The following is a 14,118-nucleotide window of genomic DNA, read 5'->3' on the forward strand; positions in this document are numbered from 1 at the left end:
ATCATATTCAGATTCTGATTTGATAAGAATACTTCTGCAGAGATTATAGAAGCCCATAAGAGATGAATGTGCAAGGCCTTTATCAAGAGCCTCTTCCAAAATCATCCACTCGTTTATAGAAACCTCCAGCCCTTTAGCTCTGAGCAGGTAAAAAAATTCTAAAAACATATCTTTACCATCTCTTAAGTGAGTATCCTTTCTCTTTTATTTCATTCATTACATCTATATCCTGATTTTTCTTGAGCAAAACACCTACAAACGGCATGTCTCTCTTGAGATTGGCAATATCAACTCCGCTTATCATCAGAGCCTGTATCCAGTCAAGAAGTTCGGAAGTGCTCGGTTTTTTCTGCAGATCATCCATTTCACGGATTTCATAGAAAGCGTCCAGCGCCTTTTCGCTGAGCTTTTTATCTATATCACCGAAATGAACGTTTATAATCTCTTCCATTTTTTCCTTATCAGGGAATTCTATATAGTGAAAAATACATCTTCTCAGAAATGCGTCAGGCAACTCCTTTTCGGCATTGGATGTAATAATAACTATAGGTCTCTGCTTTGTCTTAATGGTTTCTTTTGTTTCGTTAATATAAAACTCCATCTTATCCAGCTCCCAGAGAAGGTCATTAGGGAATTCCAAATCCGCCTTATCTATTTCATCTATCAGGAGAACCACCTGCTTATCTGCCGTGAAGGCCTCTCCCAGTTTACCCAGCTTGATGTACTGCTTTATATCGGAAACATTTCCTTCACCGAACTGGCTGTCATATAATCTCTGCACTGTGTCGTATACGTAAAGGCCTTCCTGTGCCTTAGTGGTTGATTTGATACCCCAGATTATAAGCTCCATATCCAGTGACTCGGCTATAGCTTCAGCAAGCATTGTCTTGCCTGTTCCCGGTTCGCCTTTAATCAGAAGCGGTTTTTCCAAAGCAATAGATACGTTTACCGCATTCATAAGTTCATCGGTAACTACGTAATTATCGCTACCTTTAAAAACGTTCATATTCATTTTTTGTTTCATCTCCTTGTATTGTATTAAGTCAGTGTAAAACTGCTGTTGCCACAACTTTTATAATATATTATATATGGGTATTTTTCAAGAGTTTTGTGGATCAACAATAGTATGTACTTTATCTGTAGCCCTCACATATATTTATAAACCGAAATATTGCTGTTCGCCCTCCTAAAACACTGTATACATCTGCAAATATATGCACACTTTCACAAATAATAACTCTGAAAGCAACCTGTCGCCGGCACATTCCCGGCAACTCAACGCCAAAGGAATACAAACTCATTTTTTATCCAGCCTTCCAGCATAAATCATAATCACAAAAATAAAGCAGTATAAAAGAGCTCCGCTATTTCCAGCAATCATATCAGTAAGAGTATCCAACATACCACGCTGCATTCCTCCACCAGCAAGTTTATCCGCCGTAAACTCAAATATTTCCCATATACCGGCACACGCTGAAGAAAAGAAAAAAGCAAAGACAACCTGTGAAAATAAATAAGCTCTTTTATTTTCAAAAAACATCTCTGCTCTTTTTAAAAGTTTCGATATTACTAACATCCCAAGACTTGCCAAAAGAATTCCACTGATAAAATGTATTATTTTATCATATGGGCCAAACCTCCTGTATAAATCCAAAACTGAGCCTATCGGAGACGCCAAATATACAAAAATGACCCCACAGTAAAATAAATCATCCTTTACATCCAGTATTTTCGCTGTCGCCAGCAAAAATAATATCGCACCAAAAGAACCGGCCACATTTACCGCAGGCGGATTGATTCCGGTTTTAAAAGCTGTCGCAATAGTTATAATCGTTGCTATAATTAAAAGTAAAACTGCTATAATTCTTTTTCTGTGCATAACTCTCCTCGCTTTATTTGATCTGATCCGTAATAAATTCTGCCAGCTTATCGGTACATGCGCTTTGGTTCTCCACATACTTGTGAGAAAAAGCTTTTATCCTATCGATACTATAATCATCAGCAGCTACAGCTTCAGCCAGAACACGGGGATCCGCAGAAATCACTCCTGGCATCTCCGCATCATAATCCATATAAAAATCACGTTCTTCGCCATATGTCTCATAATCAAAAGTATAAAAAAACAATGGTTTTCCTATTATTGCAGCTTCAAAAATTATTGCAGAATAGTCACAGATAACATAATCAGCCGCAAACAACATTTCCAATGTTGTAAATTTATTATCAACTACACCAGTTTCAGAATTTACTTGCATCAGAGGATGTTTCTTTAGCACAAAAATATATTGAGAATCTGAAAAAGCCGCAGCAAGGTTCTGCACAGCCTCTGAAATATTTCTGTCCACTCTGAGCGTAGGTGCATAAACAACTACCTTCTTTTCTCTGAACTCAGGATACTCATCATAAATACGCCTCAGGCAGTCTTCTTTAAAGGACCAGTCTGTAAGTTTATCTACTCTTGGCAAAGTCATCACCTTCATATGCTTATCATCATATCCGAAAGCTTCCGCAAAGTTAGGTGCACATACTCTACTGCTGGTCAAAATATATGTATAATTTCTATGCATCGAAAAAACATCAGCAAGTTTCGCATTTCTTCCTTCACCTTCACCGACTATACTAAACCCAAATTTTTTCAAAGATCCAAGAGCGTGCCACATCTGTATAACCACAAGAGATTCCCTCTGCTTCAGAGCACTAACACTTATACAATAAGAATCCAACACCACAACCTTAGACGTAGCAATATGGTACATCTGCTTAAAAACATGAAAACAATATCCGATCTTTGAAAAAATTCCGCCTTCTAGTTTCTTACAAAGAAAAACCTGCTCCAAACCCGGATCCTTTCTTCTGATCGACCGCTCCAAAAGCTCCATATCTTCAGATTTTTTATCAGACTGCCTGCTCACAAAAGTAATCTTTTCTCCGACAGGAAAAAGTTTCATTATGCTATAGATCATATTTAATATCGTCAGCAATACTTTCACTACAATTTTCATTCTGCCCTCCGCAATAGTATACCTGTGATATTTGCAAGTTCTTCATCTTACCTATAATCAGTTATTTATTATACCATATATTTGAAATATCAAGCAATCTAATAGCTATGTATATTATGTGATGATTGTGTAGAATTAATATCAGAAAAAAATCTCCTGATTAATAAACTAACCGCAAGAAATGATAATGAGGAGTATATAAACTCCTCATTAATTTATTCAATACAAAATTCAATTTATACTATTATTTTAATAACGACTAAAACAATTTACCTGTTATAACATTTTAGCTTTTATAGCTTTCACTACTTTTTCTATATCCTCATCAGTCAAATACGGATGTATTGGAAGCGACAGCACAGTATCGCACAGCTTCATTGTATTAGAAAACTCCGAGTCGTTATAAGGATTTGCTGCAAAAGCTTCCTGTTTATGCATAGCTTTAGGATAATATACCATACTTGGGATTCCTTCTTCTTTTAATGCATTCTGAAGGCTATCTCTTGTTTCCTTATTTTCAAGCTGTATTGTATACTGCGCCCAGCTGGAATAATATCCTTTAGGAACTATAGGCAGCTTTATTTTGTCCTGTACATCAGACAGCTGTCTTGTATATTTATCTGCCGCTTTATTTATATCTTCAAGCTCATAATCGGCAAAAGCCTTTAGCTTGACGGAAAGTATAGCAGCCTGAATTGTATCAAGTCTGGAATTAAGTCCGATTCTTACGTTGTCGTATTTCATCTCCCCCTTGCCATGAACTCTTATAGACTCAAGCAGTGCGGCCATATTGTCATCGTCTGTAAATACCGCGCCCCCGTCTCCATAACAGCCAAGCGGCTTTGCAGGGAAAAATGAAGTGGTACTTATATCCCCGAAGCTACATGCGATTTTATCCTTTATTTTTCCTCCGAAACCTTGGGCTCCATCTTCCAGCACTAATAAATTATGCTTGTCCGCAACTTTCCTTACAGCTTCAAAATCTGCCGGAAGACCGAATAAATCTACAGCTATCACAGCTTTAGGATTAAGCGTCTCATCTGCTTTTACTTTCTCAATAGCCTTATCCAAAGACTCAGAAGATATATTATATGTATCAGTATCCACATCTACAAATACAGGCGTTGCCCCTGCATGAGAAACTATCTCCCCTGATGAGAAGAATGTAAAATCAGGTACAAATACAGCATCACCTTCCTTTATTCCCCACGCCATCATTGCCATTGTCAGCGCATCTGTCCCGTTAGCGCATGTGATGCAATGCTTAACTCCAACATACTCAGCCAACTCCTTTTCAAGCACCTTGACCTGCTGACCGTTTATAAAATTACAGTTTGTAGCCACCTCAATCATGGCTGTATCAATATCTTTTTTTAATACTTGATATTGTTGTTTTAAATCTCTGAATTGCATAATGTTCCTTTCCTGCTTATATTTATATAAAAACTATATCTCAATCATATTGCTGCACTATTTTATTAACTACTTTATCAGATAATAAGAGGAGATCCACCAAGTACTGCAGCCCTCTCTACGCCTGCCTTATCTGCATATAATACTGCCTCTTGATAATTATTATTATCTACAAGCATAGAAGCGCCCCATTGACATTGCCAATGATCCCCCTGAAAGGCGGCCATCCGGGGAATTTTGAGCCCACGCAAGTACAATAATCTGCCGTTTTAAAGAACGTCTCTGCTACTGTTCTTGATGTTTCATATCTATTTATTTCATATAATCTATTAACACCATCCGATGCATAGGTATTAAGTCCAGATTCAAGTGATGCACTTACACCCCTGGTCCCTCCTATTACGTATGCCTTTTTATTTCGATCCAATCTTTTTAGATATGTTTTCTGTTCTTTTGTTAAACTCTTGTCTACCAGCATTATAGGTTTCCCTGCCGATGACGCTGATAAGCTATCAGCGAAATCATTTCCCGTGCAAACCAATAAATCTTCTGACTTAACATTTGCTGCTTTTAGTATTTCAAGATTAGTATCGTATCTTGTCGCCCCAAATAATCTTTCTACTCTATATCCTGTCGATTTTAAACTGTTTTCAAAACTTTCTCTTATTGCTCCTACACCTCCAAGTACACTTTACCATTTTTTTAAAGTTATCAACCAAATATTTTTTTACCATGGACTCCATTGCATCATTTACTAAAAGTATAGGTGCATTTTTCTTTTTCGCAAGATAACATCCTGTAAGTACATCAGGATAATTTGTGCCTGTTGTTATGACTACAGTATCAAACTTTTCTATATTCATACTCTTTTTAAATGCATCCACGGATTCGACTGGTGTTTTATACCTTGTTTCACCATACGCCCTTATATTATTTTTTTCCAAAAAATCTATCTGCATTTGTTTTTTCTGAATTAATTGTAAAATATAATGTTTTTTCACCAGTATATTTACCTTTGTAGTAATAATTATTTAAGTATTATACTATATCCTGTTATTTCATTCCATTTAATATATCTTTCTCACTATCCTATTACTACTTAATACAAATTAACCAATCCTTCAACTATATCGTTACTTATTAAAGTTTCTCCACCCATTACTGCCGCTTTTTTTAATGTCATATCCTCATAGTATTCTTCCGCAGCATTACAATTAATATTATTTACAAGCAAAACAGGTGACTGTATTGACGTTGCCAGCGGGCCCCCTGAAAGTCCATCAGGAAAAGTGCTACCATCAACTAATACAGCTGCTTTATTCCAATCTCCGAAGAATGCTCGCGCAACTGCAACAGATGTAGTATACCTGTTCATACCTGCTATTCTTATCGTGTCACTATATTTTTTACATTCCTGCTCTATATTTTCATTTACAGCTCCTACTCCACCTATCAAGAATACACCTGATACCTCAATATCATGTAAATATATCTCCTGCCCATTGGTCAGTCGATCATTAACCAAAAGTATCGGTTTCCCCAATGAAGATGCCGAAAGGCTGTCTGCAAAATCTCTTCCCGAACATACGATGATGTTTTCATTTTTTATTCCCGATTCTTTTAAAACAGCTAAATTTGTCTCATATCTATCCTTTCCATACAATCTCTTAACACTTGTAAATTTCTTCAGGTCTTTCTCTATATTAGAAGAAACAACAGCTTTCCCGCCTAATATATATACAGTACCCCTACTATTTATATTTCTTTTTATATAATTAATTGCCTCTTCTTTATAGTAGTCATTTATGAGTATTACTGGAGCGTTTTTCTTTGCAGCAAGATATCCACCTGAAAGTGCATCCGGATAATCATTTCCTGAAGCAATAACTATATTATCAAACTTGCCTGAATCCATACTCTTTTTTAAAGCATCTGCTACCATAAAGGCAGTCTCGTATCTATCTTTTCCCGCAAATCTTACCAAAGATTCACTTCCAAACACACGACTTATATTTTCATCAGCAGACACTTGAGGTTTATTGCCATACACAAGTTTTTCACTTTCCAACGTCCACTTTTGATTATTCCTATTACTAAAATACGCCAAATTGACTTTTCCATTTTCAGATATGGATACAGCACTAATAAAGGTCCCTAATTTTGATTTTATAACATAATTTCCATCTGATATTTTAGCAAATCTCCAAAGTTGTGCGTCAGTGCCATTCCATTTATGAACCTGCAGATTAGCACCTGCCGCCTTTGATGCATTTTCTACATCCAATACCAATCCTGTCGCTATATCTACTATTCTATAGTAATCCCCGCTTATTTTCTCAATGCGATATTTCTGCTCCAATATGTTCTCAAACCCATATAATCGGATTTTTTCATCAGATTGAGTCAATGAATACGAAGTATCAGCTCTACTCTTAAAAGAATATATTCCATCTTTTATTCCAGACAATTTATACGGCTTAACATTCCATTTCTGTCCAGTGCTAAAATCCATAACTCCCATATGGACTGAACTTTTACTTCCAGCAGAAACTGTAGTTCCTAATTTTGACTTCAAATAATAATTGCCTTGTCCATCCTCCACAAACTTCCATAGTTGCGCATTTGAGCCGTTTGAAACATATTGTTGCACCTCCACTCCAGGCTCTTTCGATCCATTAACAACATCAAATACTTTTCCTGAATGTTCTGCCGTGATTCTATAATATCCTTCATCTTCATATGTAACAGAAAACTGCTGAGATATATAATTGTTGAAATTATTGATACCAACACTTACTCTATCTTCAACACTTGAATTTTTGATATCCAAACACTTATTTTCGTCTGCAGAAGCAAATATGCTATATATTCCATTCTTAATTGGTCTATAATCAGATGCATTCAACTTCCATTTTTGCGCATCGCTTTTATTGTATGTTGCCGTAACAAGACTATTTGGCTTCGATGAATCATACTGCAAATATGTTCCTAAATTTGATCTTAAATAATAATATCCATCTTCAGAACTTTCAAACTGCCATATCTGTGCAGCTGCCTCATGCCACTGATATTGCTGAAGCTCAGCACCCGGTTCTTTATTGCTGTCTTTTATATCCAAAGCCTTTCCTGAATGTTCAGCAAGTATTTTATACTTTTTATTTCCTATACCTATTATTTCAAATCTATTATTTGAACCAATGTTTTCCTTTATGGCGATCTCCGCGGCCACATTATTCTCAACGCCCGCATCCTTTATGCTCAATATGCTATTCGTTTTCGCCTTATTGCTTAATGTATATGTCCCCTCTTCAACTTCCACCGCTTTTGAGCCATGATCCGCCGGATATCCTATGAGATAATTCATATCTACATTACCAGCTATCCCATTTACCTTTCCAGAAGAACTATACTGCCACATAGCATACTCTTTTTTATATTCACAAGTGTGATAGTATTGCGCAACCCACTTATACCATTTATCAAAACAGGAATCTGTGAGGTAATTATTCCACCAATTAAGGTTCGCATATACTCCTACTGGATATCCAGCTGCATTTATTTTATTACAAAATGTTTCAGCAATCTTACCAAAGCTTGATTTATATGCTAATGTACTACTATCTTCCATATCAAAATATACCGGATATGACAACGTTCTTCCTTTCAATAACCGCAATACATGATCTGCCTCGCTATCCGCTCTTGAGGTATTTGTCGCATATGAATAAATATATACTCCATATGGAATCCCAAGTCTTTCACACTCCTTAGCATTCTTTAAAAACTTACTGTCATCCTGATCTGTCTGATTCATTCCAAATCCGCATCTCAAAATAGCAAAATCAATACCGCTTGACTTTACTTTCTCCCAATTTATATTTCCCTGCCACTCACTTACATCTATTCCATGAGCAGTAGCATTAAGTGCCGATGCTGCCTTTCCTGCCTTAAAATTGTTACTGATATCCGCTTTATTTTCTATAGGAACACCATTATTGAAACGCCAACTATTAGCATTATCATTTTTTTCAGGATCATTTTCACCTATATCTATTGTACTATTTTCAGCAACTGAAACATCATATATAAGCTCGCTTTCATTCTCTGTAAAAGCTTCTTCCCCATATACCTGAATTCCACTAAAACCGATTATCATTACTGTTAAAATTGCCAATATTCGTTTCAACTTTTCTCTCCCTATCCAAGTAATATACATAATAAAATTTATATAATTATACCATTATTATAAAAGCTAAACAACCAATCTTCCTCTATTACCTGTTAACCATATCATTATAATATAAATACAACAGGGACGTCTATTCAATTTGTACGTCCCTGTTGTAAATGTTTTTTAATTAATAATATTGTTTACGACTTTGTCTGAAATCAAACTCGGTCCACCTAATACAGCAACTCTGTTTACTTCTGCCTTGCCTGCATATTCAGCAGTGTCACGATATCCAATATTCTCAACAAGCAATAAAGGAGAACCTATCGCCATTGCCAAAGGACCTCCTGAAAGTCCATCAGGAAAATCATATGCTCTTGCCAATACTATATTTTCACATTTTTTCTTAAAGAATTTTTTTGCTACAGCAACTGAAGTTGTATACCTGTTATCTCCATAGACTCTTGCTACATTGGCATATTTCTTACTATTATTCTCTATATTTTTGTTTACAGCTCCTATTCCTCCTACTATATATATTTGATTTGTATCCAAACCTTTCAAATACTTGCTCTGCTCCCCTGTAAAATTATCTCCAACTAACATAATCGGCTTTCCTACTGCTGATGCAGACAAACTATCAGCATAGTCTTTTCCGGAACAAATCAATATTTCCTCACTATTAATCTCAGCTTCATCTAATATTGCCAAATTTGTTTGATATCTATTATCCCCATAAAGCCTCTTTACATTTTGCTTTCCTATGCTTTTTTCAAATCTCTCTGAAACAGCTCCTACTCCTCCAAGTATATATACAGTACCGCCTTTCTGCAGGTTATCATCAATATACTCTTTAGCCATAAGTTCTGTATCTTTATCCATTCTAACTAAGATTACTGGTGCTTCCTTAACCTTTGCTAAATAGCTTCCCGTAAGTGCATCTGGATAATCACTTCCGCTAGCCACTATTATATTTTTAAACTTTTCTACACTCCAGCTCTTTTTTAAACCATCAGCGACCAATATTGATGTTTCTACTCTTTCCAAACCAGCAAATCTTATTTTTTCTTTATCTTCGAATAAGTTTGATGCATTGTCTTCACTTGATCCAACATCATATTCTGGACCTTTACCTTTCTGATATACTGTAACCTTATATTTTTGTTTATGTTCTCCGTTTGCGGAAATTATTTCAAATTCAAGAGTATCGCTTGTCTTATTATAATCTGCTGGCTTCATATATATATCGGGATTCCAATATATAAAATTACTATATGGTTCTTTTTTCTCAACATATATTCCCGCACCCATTTTAGTAATAGCTTCTAATTCATAATATCCCTGTTTAACATCAAATTCTTCAGGAACCACTAAGGTTGCCCCTGCCTCCGTCATCGCTTCTTCTAAATCAATATCTTTAACTGCAATTTCTTCTATTGTCTCACCATCTTCATCTAAAAATTTCCCTATGCTTAACGAAAGTGATTTTAACTCAGTGCTATTTCCTTTTGTATCCCTTATTATTTTAAGTTTATAGGTCTTATGAACTTTCCCGTTAGCTGATGTAGTCTTAACATTTATTGTTTTTTCTGCCTCACCATTATAAGAAAAAATATCGTCAAGCCCTTCGATCTTTATATTGTCAATATTATTAAATCCCACATCAAACGTATTGATACCTATTTCTTCATTATAATAATATGGTACATAAATTTTCGTTTCTTTGCCTTCCGATTTGCTCAGATCAATTCGTTCTGAGTGATAATATTGTCCATTAACATCACCGAAACCAATCCACAATTCATTTAATTCAGCTGATTCCCCATTGCTTTCCACAATTTTAAACTTGTATGTCTTTTCTTTATTATTGTTGATATCTTTCACATGATATTCAAAATATTCCTTATTTAAATCCAAACATTCATCTAACCAATCTTGTCCATTTATAGTAATTCCTTCTTTATTTACAAACCCAGTTACTTTTACAAAACCATTTTCAATAGTTCCATACGGAACTTCAATAACTATACCTTCATCACTCCATTTACCCTCATAAAACAATGTCGTTAATACTGGTTCATCAAACTCATCAGTTGTAATTCCGTCCCATGCCTCTAATGAAAACTGTACTTGATTTTCAATAGTTTGATTTAGTCGAGCACGTTCAACTAAATTAACAATATATGTGTGTGAATTATTTCCATCATATGATGTAGATTCTATTTTAGCATATCCTATGCCATTAGAACCTATTTTTACTGGAACATTTATTTTTTCACCTTTTGCATTTCTCCCGATTATAAAAACCCCTTGATTCTTATCGTACTCCGAAGGAATCTCGACAGTACATGCTCCACCTATAGGATTCAGCTCAATTTCTCCTTGCTTTACTCCATTAAATTGTATAAATAAATCAAACGGCATAGGATTAGAGGCATTTTGCCACACTGCATATAAATCATTTACATATTCTCCTATAGAACTTTCAATGAATAAAGCTTCTTCATCAGTAGACCATCCTTTAAAAACATATCCATCTCGCTTAGGAATCGGCAATAGGCTTGGATCTATCTCATATATTACCTCTCCTGAGGAATCCAAAAATTCAGCATTATAAACTAAACTGTCTCTATCATTATCATCAAACAATCCCCCGGGAGCGTGTAAATTAATACGCTTCATATTATTAACCAAACATCCAGGCAAGCCCTCAAATTGCGTAATCCCTTCTAACGTATCTCCATTAATCTTTATCATCATGTATTTATCCAGATTACTTACAGCATCACTTACAATCTGGCCCCCTGAGTATCCCATACTAATCTTTGTTCTTCTATTTGATTCACTTATGATTGTTGCTTCATCAAACTCACCATATTCATCTTTATTACATCCAACTACAAGTTGATCAACCTTAGCATCACCTTCTATACGAACAGAAACACTTGATACATAAGCATTTTCACATATTTTGATTTCGTCTACAGTTCCACCAGATATAATCACTTGCGACCAAGTGCTAACCTCTCCGCTTTTTCCACCCGCAATTATACCTTTAACATTACCGCCATTCATTATAATGTTACCTGATTCTACGTCTTCAGATTCACTTCCTGCGTAAATAATATATCCATCAGAAATAAAATAAGATTTCTCACTTTCATCCAGCAAGCATACTTTTACTGTTTTGCCTGGATTCTGTTCAATTTCTTCTGTAGTCATTTCATAGATTTCAATAGCTTGTCCTTCTGCATAAAATTCTTTATCAGTTTCATTAATCTGAGCTGCATACACAGAATTCATCATAATACTTAAAACGACAGCACCTATAAAAACAAATAATATAATTATAAATAGCCTTATACTCTTTTTTATTAATAACATGTTACGTCTCATCCTTTCTTTTATATCTGATTAATATTTTATCATATTATTATTTTATTTTCAAAACATTTCATATATTAAAAAAATAGGGCACATGCCCTATTCAATTCAATGCCGTATCAGCCTCTATCATGTTGAATTCCCATCCACAATCTTTTTCCACAAAACTTTTTAATATATCATTTTTATCATTTAAAATTTTGTACATTAATTTACATACTGATTTTTTATAAATTCTAAATCTAATATCTTTTAACAATCTTTGCTGCAAACCATTCTGTGGCACCAACATTCTAACTGTACTGCAAAACTTAGTAAGCCCACGTACTATTATTTTTAAATACATATCAGCATCTTTTTTCACCTTTAAATCAAAAATCTCAGCGTTGCACATCCCTCCGTCAATAGAAAAAGATATAATGCAATAAAACAACAATTTCCCTTCTTGCTCAACATACAAAAATCTTTTTACTTTCCCTGAACTGGTATTATCTTTAACTTTCCAATCATAAAAAGACTTGTTTTTATTTAATCCCATACTATCACTCAAAAATTCGCATTCTCCATAAAATGGAAAACAGTTGGATATCTTAATTATTCCATCACTGCTGAAAGTTTTGATTAAACATTTATCTAAATCTATAGTCTTATCATTTGGCTTTATCTTTAATACTCTTATAAGTAATTCTTTAAAAAGTTTAAACTTATTTCCTAATTTGATCATTATATCCAGATCATATTTCGTCCTATATCCCAATTTTTCAAAAGTTCTTTTAGATTTATCATTGGGAATTCCATATATCATATCATACTTATTTTTTAACAATTCTTCAGCTTTTGTAAGAATTTTGCTCAAATAAGCCTCGCCTCTGTAATCAATATCAACCACGCTCTCACATGATTGCAGCAACAATTGCTTTTTTCCGTTAATTATATATTCCTGAGGCATGAACATATTAAATGCAACTAATTTATCGTTATCAAACAGACCTATATTTTCTGAGCAGCCAACATATGGATTGCTAAAATGTTTATTATTCCAATTCTCTAAAGTAAATGACTGGCCAAAGGTTTTATTGAATAATTCTAATTGCTCCTCTTTTCTCTCTGTCCCTACAAAATCAAATACCAATTCCTCCTGTTTCAAATTCAATACACCCCCATATTCTATCTTTAAACATAACTGAAACAATTATAATAATTTTATTATTCTCAACTATTCCTGTTGCTCTATATTCTATCAATATATCCGGAACCATTTCTTTAATACGTATTTTATTAATTCCCTTTACCGTTAAACTTCTATTATCAATAACTCCCATATAAAGTTCACTATTAGACCCGCCGAAGTCATCTGATAATGTCAACAACAATATATCATTTTTTCCGTTGCAAATATGCGATACATGCCACAGCATTTTACCTTCCGGTATACAATTACTCAAATCAACTTCTGAACAACCCTCCACTTCAAATAATTGATTTTTTGTATACATAAGTTTTATTTCTTTATTTTGTTTTAAACAAAAATAAGCATGTACTCCTCTCTCATCACTTTTTACAGACGGAGATATTATATCGAATTTATCCATGGGCTCCGACACAACACACTCCTTATTCTTCCATAAATAACCATTTTCGCTAGTCATTCTATATATATTAGTAAGGGGGATCTCCTGATTATATATACATTCACGGTAATAACACTGAATATCCCCTGTGTCTAATTTCACTAATGTTGGATCTGATAAATGGTTCTTCTTACCTTCTTGCTCAGATGCTATTGGCCCCGCAATATACTTCCACATTAACTTATCGCTGCTTCTATATATGGTTGGCCTCTCATATTTATCATTACCAAATGGATATGGTGTTAACGCAAGCAAATAATCTGCATCCGCCAATTTAATTAAATCAGGATGAACACATTGATTAAAGTTATCCGGAGTTTTTATGTCCAATAATTTAAAACCTTTTATTTCCTGAAAAAGTTTTTGTTTTTTACTTACTTTTCTTCTTGCAAAAAATTTTAAAATTCGAGGTGGTTTTATATTTCTTCGCTTTAATAATGCCAATATAAAATATATCTTATCACAAGTTACTGCCTTTTTAATTATATGTAAAATACGATTCAACTCAAACACTCCT

Annotated in this window: 10 protein-coding genes; all 10 read right to left on the reverse strand. The window is 34.4% G+C overall.

Going from position 1 to position 14,118, the window contains the following annotated elements; all coding sequences use genetic code 11:
- Positions 1-172: 172 nt before the first annotated feature.
- The 10 genes from ACLR96_RS01305 to ACLR96_RS01350 all read right to left on the reverse strand — a co-directional run bounded on the left by ACLR96_RS01305 (position 173) and on the right by ACLR96_RS01350 (position 14,105).
- On the reverse strand, positions 173-1,006 hold the full coding sequence (locus ACLR96_RS01305; RefSeq protein ID WP_177269623.1) for an AAA family ATPase: 834 nt from the start codon (positions 1,004-1,006) through the stop codon (positions 173-175).
- A 291-nt stretch (positions 1,007-1,297) separates the two neighbouring features.
- On the reverse strand, positions 1,298-1,879 hold the full coding sequence (locus ACLR96_RS01310; RefSeq protein WP_177269439.1) for a DUF2238 domain-containing protein: 582 nt from the start codon (positions 1,877-1,879) through the stop codon (positions 1,298-1,300).
- Positions 1,880-1,892: 13 nt separating this feature from the next.
- The gene (locus ACLR96_RS01315; protein WP_177269441.1) at positions 1,893-3,002 is read right to left on the reverse strand and encodes a CDP-glycerol glycerophosphotransferase family protein; all 1,110 of its coding nucleotides are present in this window, start codon (positions 3,000-3,002) and stop codon (positions 1,893-1,895) included.
- A 276-nt stretch (positions 3,003-3,278) separates the two neighbouring features.
- The gene (locus tag ACLR96_RS01320) at positions 3,279-4,415 is read right to left on the reverse strand and encodes an aminotransferase class I/II-fold pyridoxal phosphate-dependent enzyme (protein WP_177269443.1); all 1,137 of its coding nucleotides are present in this window, start codon (positions 4,413-4,415) and stop codon (positions 3,279-3,281) included.
- 169 nt (positions 4,416-4,584) lie between these two features.
- Positions 4,585-4,956 (reverse strand): cell wall-binding repeat-containing protein, encoded by a 372-nt coding sequence (locus tag ACLR96_RS01325; protein WP_412265078.1) that lies wholly within the window; start codon positions 4,954-4,956, stop codon positions 4,585-4,587.
- Positions 4,957-5,065: 109 nt separating this feature from the next.
- Positions 5,066-5,416: a cell wall-binding repeat-containing protein gene (locus ACLR96_RS01330; protein WP_412265079.1), complete on the reverse strand. Its 351-nt coding sequence runs from the start codon at positions 5,414-5,416 to the stop codon at positions 5,066-5,068.
- 98 nt (positions 5,417-5,514) lie between these two features.
- Positions 5,515-8,601 carry a cell wall-binding repeat-containing protein gene (locus ACLR96_RS01335; protein WP_177269447.1) on the reverse strand — a complete coding sequence of 1,029 codons (3,087 nt, stop codon included), beginning with the start codon at positions 8,599-8,601 and terminating at the stop codon, positions 5,515-5,517.
- A 168-nt stretch (positions 8,602-8,769) separates the two neighbouring features.
- Positions 8,770-11,970 carry a cell wall-binding repeat-containing protein gene (locus ACLR96_RS01340; RefSeq protein WP_177269449.1) on the reverse strand — a complete coding sequence of 1,067 codons (3,201 nt, stop codon included), beginning with the start codon at positions 11,968-11,970 and terminating at the stop codon, positions 8,770-8,772.
- A 103-nt stretch (positions 11,971-12,073) separates the two neighbouring features.
- The gene (locus ACLR96_RS01345) at positions 12,074-13,117 is read right to left on the reverse strand and encodes a GNAT family N-acetyltransferase (RefSeq protein WP_412265080.1); all 1,044 of its coding nucleotides are present in this window, start codon (positions 13,115-13,117) and stop codon (positions 12,074-12,076) included.
- The gene (locus ACLR96_RS01350) at positions 13,092-14,105 is read right to left on the reverse strand and encodes a hypothetical protein (protein WP_177269453.1); all 1,014 of its coding nucleotides are present in this window, start codon (positions 14,103-14,105) and stop codon (positions 13,092-13,094) included. Before ACLR96_RS01350 ends, ACLR96_RS01345 begins: the two co-directional genes overlap by 26 nt.
- Between the last annotated feature and the right edge of the window lie 13 nt (positions 14,106-14,118).

It is taken from the genome of Lentihominibacter sp., assembly GCF_046951855.1.
GTDB lineage: Bacteria > Bacillota > Clostridia > Peptostreptococcales > Anaerovoracaceae > Lentihominibacter > Lentihominibacter hominis.